Origin of the sequence: Actinoplanes sp. NPDC020271 (genome assembly GCF_044388125.1) — a bacterium.
Classification (GTDB): domain Bacteria; phylum Actinomycetota; class Actinomycetes; order Mycobacteriales; family Micromonosporaceae; genus Actinoplanes.
The window spans coordinates 289,789-305,903 of sequence record NZ_JBIRWQ010000002.1 but is presented as its reverse complement, the minus strand read 5'-3'; the positions used below and the strand labels follow the sequence as shown (position 1 = coordinate 305,903).

The following is a 16,115-nucleotide window of genomic DNA, read 5'->3' as shown; positions in this document are numbered from 1 at the left end:
GCGGTGTTGGCGGCGTGGACGGTGGGAGCCACGGCGTGGGTGGCGGTGCGGGGGCCAGGAGCGACGGCGCCGGCCTGGTCATCGCCGGGGAAACCGGGGACGGCGGCGAGGCCGTCGAACTGGCCCGGCGCCTCCTGCCGGACGTCCTGATCGCCGACGCGGCCCTCCCCAGAATGGACGGCGCCGCTGTCGCCCGCGCGATCACCGCCGCCCGCCTGCCGGTCCGGATCCTGGTGCTGACCGACCAGGACAGCGACGACGAACTCGTCGAGATGCTGAGTGCCGGCGCCACCGGCTACTTGTGCAAGGACGCCCCGCAGGAGGAGCTGGTCACCGCGATCCACGCCGTAGCCACCGGCGGTGCGGTCATCACCCCGCAGGCCCTGGCCCGCGCACTCCCCCGTTTCGTGGCGGCCGCCTCGACCCCGTCCACCGGCGTCACCGCGGACCTGCGCGCCCTCACGGTCCGGGAACGCGAGGTGCTGATCCACGTCGCCCGCGGCCACACCAACGCCGAGATCGCCGAAGCGCTCCGGGTCAGCGACACCACCGTGAAGACCCATGTCGGCCACATGCTCGCCAAGCTACGGCTGCGCGACCGCACCCAGGCGGTGGTCCTCGCCTACGAAATAGGCCTGGTCACCCCCGGTATCTGACCGGCTCACACCCACCGGCGACGCCTCGTCCGAGCCGACCGCGGCCGGTTCCGGCAAGCCCTTCTCCGAGCCGACCGCGACCGGCTCGGGCAAGCCCTCCGCCGAGCCGACCGCTGCCGGCTGACGGTAGGGCCCCACCCTCCCGAGGGGGCAGACCGCCTCGAACGCCATTGTCCGCGATCCCCGAAGATCACCTCGCGCCCCTGTGGGCAGACCAGGACTGTGGACGACGCCCCGGCCACCATCGCCAGGGAGAATCCCAGCTCAGCCAGCTGACGTCACTTAGCCCTTGCATGACGTCACTAATGGCGTCATGATGGTGGCATGGACCTGACGCCATACCTCGAAGGCTTGCGATCGGATCTCGCGGTCGCAGCCGCCCCGGGCGGCCCGGAGATCTCCCGGGCCGCCGAGCTGCTGAGCAACTCCTTGGAGCCGTCCGCCCGGCTGGCCCTGCTCGAGGCCCTCTCCGACGCCGCCGCCGAGATCACCACCGGCCTGCACGACGCGACCGTGGAGGTCCGCCTTCGTGGCCGGGAGGCCGCTTTCGTCGTCACGCAGGTGACGATGCCCGAGCCCGCGCCGGCCCCGCCGCCCCCGCTCGCCGACGGCGGCGGTGACCAGGCCCGCCTCACCCTGCGCATGCCGGAGGCGCTGAAGTCGCACGTCGAGCAGACGGCGGCGACCGAGGGCATCTCGGTCAACGCCTGGCTCGTCCGGGCGATCATGACCGCGGTCAGCGCCCGGCCGATCACGCCGGGTCCTCCGCCGCCTCCGCCTCCGCCCCCGGGCGGCGCGGCCTGGCCCGGCAAGCGGGTCACCGGCTATTTCCAGGCTTGATGCTCACCTCCACTCGTGAACGGAGCAACGTGATGTACCAGTTCGACCGCACCGAACCTGTCACCCTGTCCCTGCGAGCCTCGGCCGGCACCGTCGAGATCCACGCCGGTCCCCACGAGTCCGTCCAGGTGGAGGTCGTTCCGCTCGGCGACGACCCGGCCGCCGCGCAGGCCGCCGAGAACACCCGGGTCGCGCTCGACGGTGACACGTTGATCGTGGCCGCGCCGGCCTCGGACCGGCGGTTCTGGCGCCGGACTCCCGCTCTGCGGATCACGGTCCGGTTGCCCGAGGGCAGCAGTGTCGCCGGGGACAGTGCGTCCGCCGAGGTCCGGACGTCCGGCCTGTTCCGGCACGTGCACCTCACGCTGGCCTCGGCCTCGGCCCGCATCAGCGACCTGCTCGGCGATCTGCGTCTCAGTTCGGCCAGCGGCGACCTGTCGGCCGGCCGGGTGGGCGGTTCGGCTCAGCTGAAGAGCGCCTCCGGGCGGGTCGACGTCGCTGACGTCACCGGTGACGTCATGGTCGGCACGGCGAGCGGGGATGTGGTGATCGCGTCCGGTGCGGGTTCGCTGGACGCGAGCACCGCCAGCGGCCGGATCACGGTCGGTTCGCTGGTGACGGGCCGGGCCCGGGTGCGTACGGCGTCGGGTGATGTCGCTGTCGGCGTCGCGCCCGGCACGGGCGTCTGGCTGGATCTGAACACGGTCAGCGGGCGCACCGTCACCGACTTGGCCTCGCACAGCGACACCGCCCCGCCCTCGGCCGGGCTGGAGGTCCGGGTCCGCACGGTCAGCGGCAACATCCACGTTCATCGGGCAACGGCCGCCGACCGGGGCGCCACGAACATGACCAGTTCGGACGTGATCGCCTGATGCCCGGTCTCACTGTCGCCCGCCGATACCTGTCCGCCTTGACGCGTCCGCTGGTCACGCCCGCGGTCCCACGCCGTACCGGGAAATGAGAACCGGCTACCGCAACGTGGCCAGGAACGCCGGGTCGATGCCGGCCAGCGACGACCGCACCAGGATCCCGTCGTGCGACGGCAACTCCACCTCGGCCGGCACCGCGAGTACCCGCGCCCCGGCGGCAACCGCGCTGGCCACGCCGCTGGGCGAGTCCTCGATCGCCACGCATTCGCCGATCGGCACCCCGAGCAGCCGGGCCGCGGTCAGGTAGGGCTCGGGGTCGGGTTTGGGCCGTGCCACCTCGTCGCCGCAGACGAGCACGTCGAAGTTCTCCGCGCCGAGGGTTTTCAGCGCGACCTCGGCCAGCCGCCGCTCGGTGGAGGTCACCAGGGCGGTGGGCAGCCCGGCTTCGCGGACGGCGAGCAGCAGTTCCTGAGCGCCGGGACGCCAGACGAGCCCGTCGGCGAAGAGTTCGGCGACCCGCTCGGTCAGCCACGCCACGTCGGGCGCGGAGGGACGGCCGGGCTGGCCGATGTCCTCCCGGAAGATCGCCATGCTGACCGGCATGCTGGTGCCGACCATCGCGAGTCGCGCCTCGGTGGAGAGCCGGCTGCCGGCGTGGACCGCGAGGTCCTCCAGCGCGGAGCCCCACAACTTCTCGCTGTCGACCAGCGTGCCGTCCATGTCGAAGAGCACCGCGGCCGGTGGTGTCGCGCTCAGCAGAATCTCCCCGGGTCAGCGTTTTGCGAGCCCCTATTCTGCGGTGCCCGGGCGCGAACACCGCCCGTTTGTCTCAGAGGTCACAAGCCTTCAGCGAGTCCTGGTACCCGTTGGCGAACGCGTTGATCCGCTGGTCGGCGGTGCCGTGCGCGCCCTCGGCGAACCACGGCTGACCGGGGTCGTCCCCGACCGCCTGCAGACCGCGGGCCAGTTCGTCCGTGTCACCCTTGTCGAGCCGGAGCTGCCGGGCGCGCGCCGAGTCGCCGATGAACGCGCCGGCCATGCAGTCCGCCTGCAGCTCCTGCTGGATCGTGAATTGTTGCTGGATGCCGAGCCGGGCCTGGATACCGTGGGCGTATTCGTGGCCGAGCAGGTAGTAGATGAACGCGTCGCCGATCTGACCGAAGACCCCGAAGGCCCAGTTCACGTCGTACGCGATGAAGTCTCCCGCCGAGCAGTACGCCGCGTTGTTACGGGGCAGCGGGTCCCGCCCGCAGTTCACCTCGCCCTCCCGCTCGTACGGGAACACCTCGCTGACCGGCTGGAACCGTTTCCCCTGCTGCTCGAACACGCCCTGCCAGTACCGCTCGGCGACGGTCTGCGCGGACTTGATGTCGCGCGCGAACTCCTCGGGGGTGTCGGTGCCGTCGGGCTCGTCCGAGCTGGTGGTGGCGGTCGGCTGCGGGTCGGCGGGCTCCTCGGGGAGCGGGAGCCGGCCGCAGCCGGCGAGCAGCAGCACGGTCAGGAAAGCGACGACTCGGGCGCGCATAACGGTCCTCCTGAAGGGCCGGGAGTTCCACGGTAGAACGTCGATGCCCGCTAGCACTCAGGGACAACCCTGACGATCCCTAAGTGGCCTCCCCCAGCGAAATCTCAGCGTTCGTCTACACCGCCGGGCTGACGCCACCACCCGTTTGCGCCGCAACACTGAGCCGGCCCGCCGGGGAACTCTGCCCCGGCGGACCATCTTCAGGGGGAGACGAACGGTGACTGCGACGAAGGCCGGCGGCCCGGTGGCGGCGCGCGCGGACGAGATCTGGAAGGTCTACGGCACCGGCGAGGCCCGGGTGACCGCGCTGGCCGGGGTGACCGCCGAGTTCGGGCAGGGCCGGTTCACGGCGATCATGGGCCCGTCCGGCAGCGGCAAGTCGACGCTCATGCACTGCCTGGCCGGCCTGGACACGGTCGACAAGGGCACGGCCCACATCGGCGGCACGGAGATCAGCAAGCTCGGCGACAAGGCGCTGACCCGGCTGCGGCGCGACCGGATCGGCTTCATCTTCCAGCAGTTCAACCTGCTGCCGACGCTGAGCGCCGCGGAGAACATCCGGCTGCCGCTGGACATCGCCGGCCGCAAGCCCGACCCGCAGTGGTGGGACGTCGTGATCGACACGGTCGGCCTGCGGGACCGCCTGTCGCACCGGCCCAGCCAGCTCTCCGGCGGTCAGCAGCAGCGTGTCGCGTGCGCCCGGGCCCTGGTGGGGCGCCCGGACGTGATCTTCGCGGACGAGCCGACCGGCAACCTGGACTCCCGTTCCGGCGCCGAGGTGCTGGGCTTCCTGCGCTCGTCGGTGCGCGAGCACGGCCAGACGATCGTCATGGTCACCCACGACCCGGTCGCCGCGAGCTACGCCGACCGGGTGGTCTTCCTCGCCGACGGCAGCATCGTCGACGAGTTGCACGACCCCACCGCGGAAACGGTGCTCGACACGATGAAGCGCCTCGACAAGCACGGCGACCCGGTGATGCTCTGATGCTGCGCGCCACGCTGAAGAGTCTGCTCGCCCGCAAGCTGCGCCTGATCCTTTCCGGTCTGGCCGTGGTGCTGGGCGTGATGTTCGTGTCCGGTTCGTTCGTCGTCACCGACACGCTCAACCGCACCTTCGACTCGATCTTCGCCGACGCCTTCGCCGCCACCGACGTGTCGGTGAGTGCCAAGCCCAAGGTCGCGGTCTCCGAGTTGGACGGTGAGGAGGTCGCCGCGCCGCTCCCGGCTTCGGCGGTCGAGAAGATCAAGACAATTTCCGGCGTACGGGCGGCAACCGGCCGCATCGACGTCGACGGCGCGCGCGTGATCGGCAGCGACGGCAAGGTGCTCACGTCCCAGGGCCCGCCGCGACTGGGTGAGAACTGGACCGGCACCGACAGCCTGATGGAGATGCGCGCCGGCCGTGGTCCGTCGGCAGCCGGCGAGATCGCGGTCAACGCCAACACCGCCGAACTGGCCGGTCTCACCGTCGGCGACAAGGTGGGCGTGCTCACCATGGAGCCGAAGAAGGAGTTCACGCTCGTCGGCATCTGGGGTTACACCGGCGGGCGCGACAGCATCGGCGGCGTGCAGGAGGTCGCGTTCACCACCCCGGTCGCGCAGAAGCTGATGCTCGGCCGGGCCGACGCGTTCTCCTCGGTGACCGTGGATGCCGCAGACGGCGTGACCCCGGCGCAGCTGCGCGACCGGATCGCCGCCGCGATGGGCGCGGAGTACCAGGTGAGGACCGGTGAGCAGCTGGCCGAGGAGAGCGCCGACAGCATCCAGGAAGGTCTGGCGTTCTTCAACCAGATCCTGCTCGGCTTCGCCGGGGTGGCACTGTTCGTCGGCATCTTCCTGATCCTCAACACGTTCTCGATCATCGTGGCCCAGCGGACCAAGGAGTTGGCGCTGCTGCGGGCGATGGGGGCCAGCCGCCGTCAGGTGATCGGCTCGGTGCTGGTCGAGGCCGTGATGATCGGCCTGATCGCGGCGGTGCTCGGCCTGGCCGCGGGCGTCGGGGCCGGCGCCGGGCTGGCCGCGCTGTTCAGCAGGTTCGCCGACTTGACGCTCGCCTCGATCGGCGTCCCGCCGGCCGCGGTGATCAGCGCGTTCGTGGTCGGCCTGCTGGTGACCGTGGTCGCCGCGGTGCTGCCCGCGCTGCGCGCCTCCCGGATCGCCCCGGTCGCCGCGATGCAGGAGGTCAGCATCCCGGACCGCCCGCTGACCAGGCTCAGCGTGTTCGGCGGCGTGGTGCTCGCGGCCGGTGGCGCCGCGCTCGGCACGGGACTGTTCGCCGACCTGAGCGGCAGCGCGACCCTGTGGCTGATCCTCGGCGGCGTGCTCGTCTCGTTCATCGGCGTCGCCCTGCTCACCCCGCTGATCAGCAAGCCGGTGATCGGTCTGCTCGGCCGGCTCTTCTCGTGGTCGCTGCCGGGCCGGCTGGGCCGGCTCAACTCCGGGCGCAACCCGCGCCGGACGGCGATCACCGCGGCCGCGCTGATGGTCGGCATCGCGCTGGTCACCGGCGTCACCGTGATCATGGACTCGGCCAAGAGCAGCCTCAAGGCGCAGGTCGAGGAGAGCCTCAAGGCCCAGATCCTGATCAGCGGGGACCAGAACTCGTCCCGGCCGCCGACCTTCGACACCGCGGTGATCGACAAGGTCACCGCGATCAGCGGGGTGCGCGCCGCCGCCGGGCTCTGGAGCGATCTGGCCACGGTCGACGGCAAGCAGCAGTACGTGACGGCGGCGCAGGACCTGAGCACGCTCGCCGAGGCGTTCGGCACGACCGCGGCGACGCTGACTCCCGGCCAGATCGCCGTCGACGCCGACGCGGCCGAGGACAAGCACTGGACGGCCGGGCAGACGGTGACGGTCCAGACCGCGCGCGGCGATCCGCACACGTACACGATCGCGAACGTGTTCCCCGCCCAGTCGCTGCCCGGGAACCTGATCCTGCCGGGTTCGGTGATCAAGGACCTCGGCATCGTCCAGCCGACGATGGGTTTCGTGCGCCTCGACGACGGTGTCGCCGTCTCCTCGGTGCTGCCGCAGGTCAAGCAGCTGCTGGCGGACAGCCCGGAGGTGTCGGCCACCGACGCGGCGACGTTCGTGGATCAGCAGGCGGCCCAGTTCGACCAGATCATCACCATGATTCAGATCCTGCTCGGGCTGGCGATCCTGATCGCGATCCTGGGCGTGGTCAACACCCTGGCCCTGTCCGTCCTGGAACGCACCCGTGAGCTGGGCCTGCTCCGCGCCGTCGGCCTCGGCCGGGCGCAGACCATGCGCATGATCACGGTCGAGGCGGTGGTGATCTCGGTGTTCGGTGCGCTGCTCGGCGTAGCGGTCGGCGCCGGCATGGGCACGGCGGTGACCCGCGCCTTGAAGAACGACGGCATCACCGAACTGGTCCTGCCGTGGGACCGCATGGGCACCTACCTGGTCCTGGCCGCCCTGGTCGGCGTGATCGCCGCCGTGGTCCCCGCCATCCGGGCCGCCCGCCTCGACGTCCTGGGCGCCATCGCCCACGACTGACCCGCTCCGCGCGGACCCGAGCCCCGGCCGGCGCCGGCCGGGGCTCACTGCCGTCCCGCCGGCGCGGTCCCGGCCGGCGGGAGGCGCGGGGCGGGGCGGGCTCGCGTGGCCCCGGGATCACCCGGATGGTCGCACCGGGCGGCCCGGTGTCCGGCGGAGGTCGCGGGCCACCGCCAAGGACGGCGTGGGTGCGGTCGGGGCGGGGCCGGCTCGTACCGTCGCGGGGGTTTGATCTCGGGTTAGGCCTTGAGCAGTTTGTCGAGTTTGGTGAAGCTGGAGCCCCAGCCCTCCTCGGCGCCGCCGGACATGGCCGCCGGGAACGGGCTCTGCGTCAGGACCAGGCGGGTGCGACCGGGCTCCTCGTCGAAGAGTTCGATGCGCATGACGAGTTTGTCGGCGCCGAAGTCCTGGATGTGGCTGACGTCCTCCTCGCCGACGATCAGCTGGTTCTCGATCACCTCGGTGAAGGTGGCGTCGACCGGCGACGACATCGACGGGTCGGCGTCGTTGACCATGGTGAAGACCTGCTTGCCGCCGGGACGCGCGTCGATGTCGATCGAGTCGCGGGGCACCGACCAGCCGACCGGGCCGAACCACTGCGCGATCTGGTCGGGGTCGGTGAAGGCGCGGTAGACCAGCTCGCGGGGTGCGTCGAAGATGCGGGTGATGACGAGGTCGGTCATGGTTTCTCCTCCTGCAGGCGCTTGAGGTGGGCGTCGAGGCGTGCGAAGTTCTCGTCCCAGAACCGGCGGTACCGCTCCATCCACGCGGTGGCCTCGCGCAACGGGCCCGCCTCGAGTCGGCTGGAGCGCCACTGCGCGGAACGGCTGCGCGAGATGAGACCGGCGTTCTCCAGAACCTTGAGGTGACGGGAGATCGCCGGGAGGCTGATGTCGAACGGCTCGGCGAGCTCGGTCACGGTCGCCTCACCCTCGGCGAGCCGGGCCAGGATGGCACGGCGCGTGGGGTCGGCGAGCGCTGCGAAGATCACGCTGAGCCGGTCGGTCATTTAACCCTCCCGTTAATTAACGGAGCGGTTAAGACCGTAGCCTCCGACGCGGAGCACGTCAAACCTTCGACGGAATCCGGCGGTGGAGTTCCGCCAGAAGAACCTCCGGCCCCGGCGACATCAGACCCACATCGACGACGTACGACGTCTCCTCGCCCCGATGGCGCGTCCGCGGCGCGAACCCGGGACCGTCGATGACCCGCGCGTAGTCCCCGGCGATCGGCGTCACCACCAGCTCGGTGAACGGCCCCCACCCGTGCAGGCCCACCGAGGCGATCCCCGACCAGGGCAGATGCACCGCCTTACGACCGGTGGCGGCGAAGTCGATGCCGTGCACGGACGTGTGCAACCAGCCCAGCCGCCGGTAGAACAGCAGCAACGGCACCGCGGCGGCGATCACCGGGACGATCATCGCGATCTCGGCGTAGACGACGATGTCACCGGCGTCCGGACGCGCCCCGAAGACGACCGAGAAGAGCAGGTAGACCCCGAGCATCACGGTCCACGCGGCGGCGACCACCCACAGCACGGTCACGTAGAACATCGCGCGCGGCTGGATGAAGGACACCGTGTCGTCGGACGGCCCGAGTACCTGATCCACGTGGCTGGTCACCCCGAAATTATGCTGGGTTATGCACAGGTTCATGACGAAAACCGCTCACGACCTGGGGCGGGCCACGGCGCGGCCATCGGGTGCAGTTCCGGCACCGCACGTAGGCTGTCTCCCATGACTGAGTTCGACGGCCTTCCGCTGCTCCGCTCCCCCGTGGCCATCGCCGCCTTCGAGGGCTGGAACGATGCTGCGGACGCTTCCACCGCGGCCGTGGAACACCTCGAGCAGGTCTGGGAGGCCCGCGAGGTCACCAGCATCGACCCCGAGGACTTCTACGACTTCCAGGTGAGCCGGCCCACCATCACGATGGCCGAAGGGGAGACCCGCAAGATCGAGTGGCCGACCACCCGGTTCATGGTGGCCAGCCCGCCCGGCAGCGACCGGGACGTGGTCCTCATCCGGGGGATAGAGCCGAGCATGCGGTGGCGCACCTTCTGCGAGTCGGTGCTGGAGATCTGCCACAGCCTCGAGGTCAACCGGGTCGTGCTGCTCGGGGCGCTGCTGGCCGACGTGCCGTACACCCGGCCGCTCCCGATCAGCGGCAGCGCGTCGGACAGCACCATCGCCGAGAAGTACAACGTGGTGCCGACCCGGTACGACGGGCCGACCGGCATCGTAGGGGTCCTGCAGGAAGCGGCAACCCGGGCCGAGCTCGACGCGCTGTCGTTCTGGGTACACGTGCCGCACTACGCGAACAACCCGCCCTGCCCGAAAGCAACCCTCGCGCTGCTCAGCCGCATCGAGGACGTGCTCGACCTGCCGGTGCCGATGGCCGACCTGGCCGAACAGGCCGACGAGTGGGAGAAGCGGGTCCGGGCGGCCGCGGAACAGGACGCGGAACTCGGGGAATACGTGCGGGAGCTGGAGGAACGGGTCGGGGATGCGGGGATCCAGCCGCTGACCGGGGACGAGATCGCCAGCGAGTTCGAGAAATACCTGCGGCGGCGCGGCGGGTCGGCGGGGCCGACGGCCGGCTCCTGGTAGGGGTCAGACGGAGAAGTCGCCGGCATCACGGATGCCGGCGACCAGAACTCTCCACTCGTCGCGCGTGGCGACGATCACCTCGGATGGACGCTCGGTGTTGCGGATCAGCACCTCATCGCCGCGGAACGCGACCTCCAAGCATGCGGACTCGGCACAGTAGCTGCTCCGCCGCCAGACCAGATCGTGGTCAACGAACTCGCTCATCGGTGGGCACCTCCCCAGGAATCCATCACCCAGCGTACGGCGAACATCTCACCGTGTCACCAAAGCACTCCCGTCAGAGGTGACGGAACCGGCCTTCCACAATGCCGTCAAGGAAAGCGTGCCAGTCGCCGCGATCGATTCTCAACTGCATGCCGTCCGGCCGGGTGCTGTTGCGGACAATCACCCGCTCGCCCGCAGGGGCGACCTCGACACACGCACTGGCCTCGCAAAAACTGCTCTTGTACCACTTCGTCGTGGCATCGGTCATGATTCGCTCTCCCGATCAAGGAGACACGCCACGACGGCACCAGGCCTGCCACCGCCGCGGCATGCCTCAAGGTTTTCCCCGGTCCACCTCGGACCGCAGGACCGCCGCGCGGGCGGCAATCAGCGACAGGCTGACTTCCTCATCGAGACTCTGCTGCCACATCGTCTCGAAGTACTCACGGTGCTGACGAACCAGCTTGGGATCATCGGTCAGGTCGTCGGCATTCCAACCCTCGCGATAGAGAACCGCGTCGTCGTCGTCATCCTCTTCCGGCTCCCGGCCCTCATGCTCGTTCAGGTCGACGATGAAATACGGACCGACGAGCGCGAGGATGCCGCCCTTGGCCAACGGCAGAACCCGGACCCTCACCGACGGCCGGCGGGCGTCAGCGGCCAGCGCCGCCATCTGCTCGGCCGCCAGCTCCGGGCCACCCACGTCACGCAGCAGCACCGACTCGTCGATGACCAAGTAGTACCGAGGGCCGTCGGCCTGCTCGATGACATCGCGCCGCCGCTGCAACCGCACCTCGTGACGAACCTTGCGGCGCTCGGCCGAAAGACTCAGATTCCAGTCGTTCAGCACATACTCCGCGGTCCGCGGAGTCTGCAGGATCCCCGGCACCAGGCCCGGCTGGAACACCCGGATCTCCGCGGCCTCAGTCTCGAAAGCCATGAGCTTGAGCATCGACGGGGTCATGTGCTCGCGGAACTCCGGGCGCGTCCACCAGCGCTGACGGCGGGAGATCCGGGCATCCTCGACCAGATCCTCGATCTCGTGCTGCGTGAACGAACCGTAGACGTCGAGCAGGGCCCGCAGGTCGGTGCCGGAGACGGTGACCTCGCCGGCCTCGATCCGTTGCATCTTGGAGAGGCTCCAGCCCAGCCTGGCCGCCACGTCGCCCTGGCTGAGCGGAGGATCGGTGGCGAGGCGGGCCTTGCGCAGCGCCACCCGCACCCGTCGGCGCGCGACGGCGGGTGACTCTCCCGGCCCGCTGGGCATGGCCTCCCCATCCCCGACTCGTCCAGAGTGCTACATAGCTGACAGCTGTGCGGCTGCCCGACTCATCGCAGCCAGCCGCACGGACTTTACACTCCACACCCGATCGTGGTGCGCAACACCCCGAAAACGGTTACCCGATCAATTACCGCCGGCGTGATAGTCGAGGGCGCGTATCAAACCTCGCACTATCTGATCGAACTCCTGACGGTCCTCGGTTTCCACCAGAATGACCAACTGGCCACCGACCAGAGCCAGCAGACGGTACGCCGAACGGGGCCGGACCCGCAGGCAGGCGCCCGCACACACCACCAGAGCGAGCGCCACCACGGCGGCGAGCGGCACCGACGCCCGGCCCAGCACCGGCACCACCCCGATCACGGTGAAAACGGCCGAGACACCGACCGCCCTGTACCTGGTCGCGTCGGAATCCTGGCCCTCCTCGACGGCCTGGATCCGGCTCAGCTGCCGCAGCGCGAAGGCCTGCCGTGCACGGCTTGGCACCTCGATCACCCGATGGGTGATCAGCGCACGCGGCCCTCGGTAGAAGACCGGCATGACTTTCTCCCTCCTCCTGGGGTTGCAGGACGGAGGGGAAGTGGCGAAAGATGTCTGGTGGCAAGGTCCTCCCCTCCCTGTGGGACGGAGGCCTGAGGCGGCGCTCAGCGGGAACTGAGTGCCGCCTTTTTCGTTGTGTGCTCGGCCCCCCATGACTCGTGTTTCTGACGTCAGTATGGGCCGAAAGGGACGTACACGCCAGACATCTATCTGCGGTATAGCTGATAGCCGGATTCACTCATGAGGTCATGCGGCACGCGGACCTGCACCTTCGTGTCCTGATCGGGCAGTTGCTCCACTTGTTCGCAGGTCAACCGCCATGTGATCGCAAAGCCGGGGACACGGGCGTGTCGATACCCCCGCGCGCACGTCGCGTGAGGCATCCTAGGAACCTATCCACCTTGTTGGCTGCGGGAGGCGTTGTGACGATCAATCCGGGAGCTGCCGAGTTTCCGCATCGGCAGATCGCCAACCAGTTGAAGGAACGGGTCCGCCGTGGGGAATGGCAGCCCGGGGAGCGCCTGCCCTCCATCCCGGCCATCGCCGAGATGTTCGGGGTGGCGAAGCAGACGGTGCAGCGGGCCGTCGACCAGTTGCGGGTCGAAGGGGTGCTGATCACCAAACCCGGATCCGGTACGTACGTCCGCGGCACCCGCCGCCGGCTGAACCGGCTGTCGCGAGGGCGGTACGGGGCGCACCGCGGGTACCACGCCGACCTCGCCGCCCGCTATCGGCAGCAGCTCGTCGGGGTGGGACGCGAGGCCGCGCCGCCCGAGGTGGCCGACGCCTTCGGGGTTCGCGACGGGACGGAGATGCTGGTGCGGCGGCACGTCGTGCGCACCGACGACGCGACCGTGGAGCTGGGCGCGTCGTGGTTCCGGGTGACGGACGCGAACGGGACGAGCCTGGAGCGCGCGGAGTCGTTCGGGCGGCCGCTCTACCAGGAGGCGGAGGAGGTGCTCGGGCGACGCTACGCAAGCGCCACCGACACGATCACCGCACGCCAGCCGAGCCGGGAGGAGGCGGAGATCCTGCAGATCCGGCCAGACACGCCGGTGCTGCATCTGCTGCACGTCGCGTTCGACGAGACACGGAAGCCGATCGAGGTCGCGCAGGCGACGTGGCCCGGTCCGATGACGACACTGACCGAGGAATACCGCATTCCGGGGCCGGCGCCCGAGCCCGACCCGGATCCTGGACTGGCTCTGGCCTGAGGCCCGGCGTGGGCCTGGAACCCGGCACTGGCCTGAGGCGGGCGTGGGCCTGGAACCCGGCGCCGGCCTGAGGCCCGGCGTGGGCCTGGAACCCGGCGCCGGCCTGAGGCCCGGCGTGGGCGATCATGGGCTGAGGAGGCCGGTCAGGGCGGCGACGAAGCGGTCCGGCTCCTCGAACATCGCGCGGTGGCCGCCCGGGATCGTCACCAATTGCTTGGCGGGCGCTCGCAGTCCCGCGAACCATGCGGTGAACAGCACACTCAGCCCTCGCATCTCGGCCTCGCCCTGGATGAAGTAGGCCGGCACCTTCAGCTCCGGGGCGTCCCGCCGGAGGTCGATCGCCTGCTCCCGCGGGTACAGCGCGTCCCAGGTGTCCATGATCGCGTTGAGCGTGTGCACCTTCTGCAACAGCGTGTACTCCGGGCCGGCGATCCCCAGCGGGGCGGCCCGCTGGGCGTAGGCCTCGTTCTCGTACAGCAGGAACGTCTCGTAGGACCAGAAGTTCGGATACGGCGGGCGGCCCTGTTCCTCCAGCCTGTCGGCCACGCTGGTCTTTCCGGTCCGCCGCGCCCAGGCGAGGATGTCGTCGTAGAAGATCTGGTCGCTGGCCTCGACGTCGACGGCCTGACCGGTGCCGACATACGCCGAGAACTTCTCCGGGTGCTGGTGGACCGCGAGCGCGCCGAGCAGTGAGCCGCCGGAGTGCGCCAGCAGGACGATCCTGTCGCGGTGAAAGCGTGCGCGCAGATGGTCCGTGACCGCGAGGACGTCCGCGACGTTCGCCGCCGGGGTCATCGTGGACACCGGGTCGAGGACCGCGTATGACGCGCCGCCGCCCCGGCGGTCCAGCGTGGCGACGATGAAGTGGGACTCCAGGCCGGCCAGGTGGGCACGCATCGCACCGGTCTCGGAGCCGCCGGGCGCGCCCGGGACGAAGAGCAACACCGGCTCGGCCGGGTCACGACCGCGGATCATCAGGCCGAGGTGGTGACCGTTCACGTCGACGTGGGTCAGCTCGGCGACCCCGCCGGGGATGGGCGGTGTCCGAGCCGGGATCGCGACCGCCACCGTGATCAGGGCGAGCAGCGCCGTCCACACACCGGCGAGGATGCGGCCACGGCGGCGACGGAAACCGCACCCGTACGCCGCGGCGAGCGCCATCGGGAGCACCGACAGCAGGCCGTGCACGCCCCGCCCCGCGACCAGGGCAAACGCGCCGAACAGGCTGGGGTGCGGTGGGTCGACCGACGGGCCGGAGACGCTCAGGCGACAGAGTTCGAGGCTCACGACGTACGCCAACGGGGTTATGCGGACAGACCAGCGGGAGCGCAGCAGGCGGCCGGCGCCGAAGCCCAGGCCGGCGCTGATCGCGATCGACCAGAGCGCCTGCGCGTTCGTCAACGGGCCGCGAGGGGTCAGGACCGCGGTGACGGCGCCCCAGGCAGCGGCGGCGAGGAGCACGGCCGGCCGGCGGGACCGGAGGCTGCGGGTGATCGCGTGAATCGGCATGCGGCGAGATTGCTCCATGGAGGACGGCCGCCGCACCGGCCGGAAGAACTGTTCTCGAACCATACTTCGGAAGGGTGCGGAGGCCTCCGGCGGCGACCTAGTGTCGGCGGCATGCTTTTCCCTCTGCTGGTGCCCGAGCCGCCCGGCAGCCCCCGGGCCACTCGCCGGGACCGGCTGGCCGATGCCATCGCGATCGTCCTCGCGCTGCTCTACGGGACGACGATGACGGCGGTCGGTGACGCTACCCGTCCCGGCGCGGCCGTCCCGTGGGCGGTCGATCTCGCGCTGGGCGTGGCCGCGGCGGCCGCGCTGCTGGTCCGCCGGCGACATCCGCTGGCCGTCCTCGTGACGCTGCTGCCGTTCGGGGCGATCTCGGTGACCGCGACCGGGCCGATCGTGGTGGCCCTGTTCACGGCCGCGATCCGCCTGCGCTTTCCGGTGGTGCTGCTCCTCGGCATGGCCAACGTGGTGGCCGGAGGCGTTTATTACCTGCTGCAGGAGCGGCCGGTGTACGACGTGTGGGTCGACTTCCTCGTCCGCGGTGTGGTCACCGCCGCGGCGCTGGGCTGGGGGTCGTTCGTGCAGGCCTACCGGCGGTTGACCACCTCGCTGCGCGAGCATGCCGCGCGGCTGGAGGCCGAGCAGCAGCTGCGGGAGGAACAGGCGAAACTCGCCGAGCGGGCGCGGATCGCCCGGGAGATGCACGACGTGCTGGCGCATCGGATGTCGCTGATCAGCCTGCACGCGGGGGCGCTCGAGGTGCGCGGTTCGCTGCCGCCGGAGGAGCTGTCACTGGCCGCGGGGGCGATCCGCACGAGCGCGCACGAGGCGCTGGAGGAGTTGCGCTCGGTGATCGGGGTGCCGCGGGGGCGCCCCGAGCCGCCGCAACCCGGCCTCGCCGACGTCGACGAGTTGGTGGCGAGCGTGCGCGCGGCCGGGATGACGGTCGGCTTCGACAACGGGGTGCCGGTCGACGGGCCGCCGGTGGTGCTCGGCCGGACGGCGTACCGGATCGTGCAGGAGGGCCTGACCAATGCGCGCAAGCACGGTTCGGGCGCGGCCGCGACGGTGCTCATGGAGGGTGCCGCGGGCCGAGGTCTGCGCATCACGATCAGCAACCCCTTCCGCGGTACGGCCGATGGCTGCCCGTCCGGCGGTGGACAGGGCCTGGTCGGCATCGGGGAGCGGGTGAACCTGGCCGGCGGGAATTTCCGCTACGGCTCTGACGACGGCGTCTTCCGGCTGGAGGCGGACCTGCCATGGCCGGCGTGAACAGTAGTGACAGCGGCGGCGACCTGCCGGTGCAGGCGCCGGGCGAGCCGGCCGGTGATGGCAAGCAGTTGCCGGACGG

Annotated in this window: 18 protein-coding genes; 8 read left to right on the top strand and 10 right to left on the bottom strand. The window is 70.5% G+C overall.

The features are described from left to right. Nucleotides 1-35: 35 nt before the first annotated feature. The 3 genes from ACH442_RS05115 (at nt 36) to ACH442_RS05105 (ending at nt 2,368) form a co-directional block, all read left to right on the top strand. Nucleotides 36-656, top strand: a complete 621-nt coding sequence (locus tag ACH442_RS05115) for a LuxR C-terminal-related transcriptional regulator (RefSeq protein WP_396121289.1) — start codon at nt 36-38, stop codon at nt 654-656. A 324-nt stretch (nt 657-980) separates the two neighbouring features. Further along, nucleotides 981-1,496, top strand: coding sequence for a hypothetical protein (locus ACH442_RS05110; protein WP_396121288.1), 516 nt, complete (start codon nt 981-983; stop codon nt 1,494-1,496). A 32-nt stretch (nt 1,497-1,528) separates the two neighbouring features. Next, entirely contained in the window at nt 1,529-2,368 is an 840-nt protein-coding gene (locus tag ACH442_RS05105) for a DUF4097 family beta strand repeat-containing protein (RefSeq protein WP_396121287.1), read from the top strand. Nucleotides 2,369-2,464: 96 nt separating this feature from the next. On the opposite strand, the gene ACH442_RS05100 is transcribed toward ACH442_RS05105, so the two are convergent. Together ACH442_RS05100 and ACH442_RS05095 are read right to left on the bottom strand one after the other, a co-directional pair. Continuing rightward, the gene (locus ACH442_RS05100; RefSeq protein WP_396121286.1) at nt 2,465-3,097 is read right to left on the bottom strand and encodes an HAD family hydrolase; all 633 of its coding nucleotides are present in this window, start codon (nt 3,095-3,097) and stop codon (nt 2,465-2,467) included. A 97-nt stretch (nt 3,098-3,194) separates the two neighbouring features. Continuing rightward, a complete protein-coding gene (locus tag ACH442_RS05095; RefSeq protein ID WP_396121285.1) occupies nt 3,195-3,890 on the bottom strand; it encodes a neutral zinc metallopeptidase in 696 nt (231 codons plus the stop codon). Between the two features lie 217 nt (nt 3,891-4,107). Here ACH442_RS05095 and ACH442_RS05090 point away from each other — a divergent pair, with 217 nt between their 5' ends. Both ACH442_RS05090 and ACH442_RS05085 read left to right on the top strand, forming a co-directional pair. After that, entirely contained in the window at nt 4,108-4,875 is a 768-nt protein-coding gene (locus ACH442_RS05090; protein ID WP_396121284.1) for an ABC transporter ATP-binding protein, read from the top strand. Next, on the top strand, nt 4,875-7,409 hold the full coding sequence (locus tag ACH442_RS05085) for an ABC transporter permease (RefSeq protein ID WP_396121283.1): 2,535 nt from the start codon (nt 4,875-4,877) through the stop codon (nt 7,407-7,409). The genes ACH442_RS05090 and ACH442_RS05085 overlap by 1 nt, the downstream gene beginning before the upstream one ends. A gap of 239 nt (nt 7,410-7,648) precedes the next feature. Here the strand turns inward: ACH442_RS05085 and ACH442_RS05080 are convergent, their stop codons facing one another. From ACH442_RS05080 to ACH442_RS05070, 3 genes are read right to left on the bottom strand one after another with little or no spacing between them, the layout of a single operon-like run. Then, nucleotides 7,649-8,092, bottom strand: coding sequence for an SRPBCC domain-containing protein (locus ACH442_RS05080; protein ID WP_396121282.1), 444 nt, complete (start codon nt 8,090-8,092; stop codon nt 7,649-7,651). Further along, nucleotides 8,089-8,418 (bottom strand): helix-turn-helix transcriptional regulator, encoded by a 330-nt coding sequence (locus ACH442_RS05075; RefSeq protein WP_203738215.1) that lies wholly within the window; start codon nt 8,416-8,418, stop codon nt 8,089-8,091. The genes ACH442_RS05080 and ACH442_RS05075 overlap by 4 nt, the downstream gene beginning before the upstream one ends. Before the next feature lie 58 nt (nt 8,419-8,476). Further along, on the bottom strand, nt 8,477-9,031 hold the full coding sequence (locus ACH442_RS05070; RefSeq protein ID WP_396121281.1) for a hypothetical protein: 555 nt from the start codon (nt 9,029-9,031) through the stop codon (nt 8,477-8,479). A gap of 114 nt (nt 9,032-9,145) precedes the next feature. Between ACH442_RS05070 and ACH442_RS05065 the strand changes: the two genes are divergently transcribed. Next, nucleotides 9,146-10,015 (top strand): PAC2 family protein, encoded by an 870-nt coding sequence (locus ACH442_RS05065; RefSeq protein WP_396121280.1) that lies wholly within the window; start codon nt 9,146-9,148, stop codon nt 10,013-10,015. 3 nt (nt 10,016-10,018) lie between these two features. On the opposite strand, the gene ACH442_RS05060 is transcribed toward ACH442_RS05065, so the two are convergent. The 4 genes from ACH442_RS05060 to ACH442_RS05045 all read right to left on the bottom strand — a co-directional run bounded on the left by ACH442_RS05060 (nt 10,019) and on the right by ACH442_RS05045 (nt 12,041). After that, complete coding sequence (locus tag ACH442_RS05060; protein ID WP_396121279.1) at nt 10,019-10,219, bottom strand: DUF397 domain-containing protein; 201 nt, start codon at nt 10,217-10,219, stop codon at nt 10,019-10,021. A 73-nt stretch (nt 10,220-10,292) separates the two neighbouring features. Continuing rightward, nucleotides 10,293-10,487, bottom strand: coding sequence for a DUF397 domain-containing protein (locus tag ACH442_RS05055; protein WP_396121278.1), 195 nt, complete (start codon nt 10,485-10,487; stop codon nt 10,293-10,295). A 66-nt stretch (nt 10,488-10,553) separates the two neighbouring features. Next, on the bottom strand, nt 10,554-11,486 hold the full coding sequence (locus ACH442_RS05050) for a helix-turn-helix domain-containing protein (protein WP_396121277.1): 933 nt from the start codon (nt 11,484-11,486) through the stop codon (nt 10,554-10,556). 138 nt (nt 11,487-11,624) lie between these two features. Continuing rightward, nucleotides 11,625-12,041 (bottom strand): DUF6232 family protein, encoded by a 417-nt coding sequence (locus tag ACH442_RS05045; protein WP_396121276.1) that lies wholly within the window; start codon nt 12,039-12,041, stop codon nt 11,625-11,627. 422 nt (nt 12,042-12,463) lie between these two features. Here ACH442_RS05045 and ACH442_RS05040 point away from each other — a divergent pair, with 422 nt between their 5' ends. Then, nucleotides 12,464-13,255, top strand: coding sequence for a GntR family transcriptional regulator (locus tag ACH442_RS05040; RefSeq protein ID WP_396121275.1), 792 nt, complete (start codon nt 12,464-12,466; stop codon nt 13,253-13,255). Nucleotides 13,256-13,378: 123 nt separating this feature from the next. On the opposite strand, the gene ACH442_RS05035 is transcribed toward ACH442_RS05040, so the two are convergent. Next, the gene (locus ACH442_RS05035) at nt 13,379-14,764 is read right to left on the bottom strand and encodes an alpha/beta fold hydrolase (protein WP_396121274.1); all 1,386 of its coding nucleotides are present in this window, start codon (nt 14,762-14,764) and stop codon (nt 13,379-13,381) included. A 111-nt stretch (nt 14,765-14,875) separates the two neighbouring features. Between ACH442_RS05035 and ACH442_RS05030 the strand changes: the two genes are divergently transcribed. Beyond that, nucleotides 14,876-16,036: a sensor histidine kinase gene (locus ACH442_RS05030; RefSeq protein ID WP_396121273.1), complete on the top strand. Its 1,161-nt coding sequence runs from the start codon at nt 14,876-14,878 to the stop codon at nt 16,034-16,036. Nucleotides 16,037-16,115 lie beyond the last annotated feature (79 nt).

Excerpts from the sequence above, each read along its gene's own strand:
- ACH442_RS05110 (WP_396121288.1), top strand. The coding sequence starts at position 981 with ATGGACCTGACGCCATACCTCGAAGGCTTGCGATCGGATCTCGCGGTC.
- ACH442_RS05105 (WP_396121287.1), top strand. The coding sequence starts at position 1,529 with ATGTACCAGTTCGACCGCACCGAACCTGTCACCCTGTCCCTGCGAGCC.
- ACH442_RS05095 (WP_396121285.1), bottom strand. The coding sequence starts at position 3,890 with ATGCGCGCCCGAGTCGTCGCTTTCCTGACCGTGCTGCTGCTCGCCGGC.
- ACH442_RS05085 (WP_396121283.1), top strand. The coding sequence starts at position 4,875 with ATGCTGCGCGCCACGCTGAAGAGTCTGCTCGCCCGCAAGCTGCGCCTG.
- ACH442_RS05080 (WP_396121282.1), bottom strand. The coding sequence starts at position 8,092 with ATGACCGACCTCGTCATCACCCGCATCTTCGACGCACCCCGCGAGCTG.
- ACH442_RS05075 (WP_203738215.1), bottom strand. The coding sequence starts at position 8,418 with ATGACCGACCGGCTCAGCGTGATCTTCGCAGCGCTCGCCGACCCCACG.
- ACH442_RS05065 (WP_396121280.1), top strand. The coding sequence starts at position 9,146 with ATGACTGAGTTCGACGGCCTTCCGCTGCTCCGCTCCCCCGTGGCCATC.
- ACH442_RS05060 (WP_396121279.1), bottom strand. The coding sequence starts at position 10,219 with ATGAGCGAGTTCGTTGACCACGATCTGGTCTGGCGGCGGAGCAGCTAC.
- ACH442_RS05055 (WP_396121278.1), bottom strand. The coding sequence starts at position 10,487 with ATGACCGATGCCACGACGAAGTGGTACAAGAGCAGTTTTTGCGAGGCC.
- ACH442_RS05050 (WP_396121277.1), bottom strand. The coding sequence starts at position 11,486 with ATGCCCAGCGGGCCGGGAGAGTCACCCGCCGTCGCGCGCCGACGGGTG.
- ACH442_RS05045 (WP_396121276.1), bottom strand. The coding sequence starts at position 12,041 with ATGCCGGTCTTCTACCGAGGGCCGCGTGCGCTGATCACCCATCGGGTG.
- ACH442_RS05035 (WP_396121274.1), bottom strand. The coding sequence starts at position 14,764 with ATGCCGATTCACGCGATCACCCGCAGCCTCCGGTCCCGCCGGCCGGCC.
- ACH442_RS05030 (WP_396121273.1), top strand. The coding sequence starts at position 14,876 with ATGCTTTTCCCTCTGCTGGTGCCCGAGCCGCCCGGCAGCCCCCGGGCC.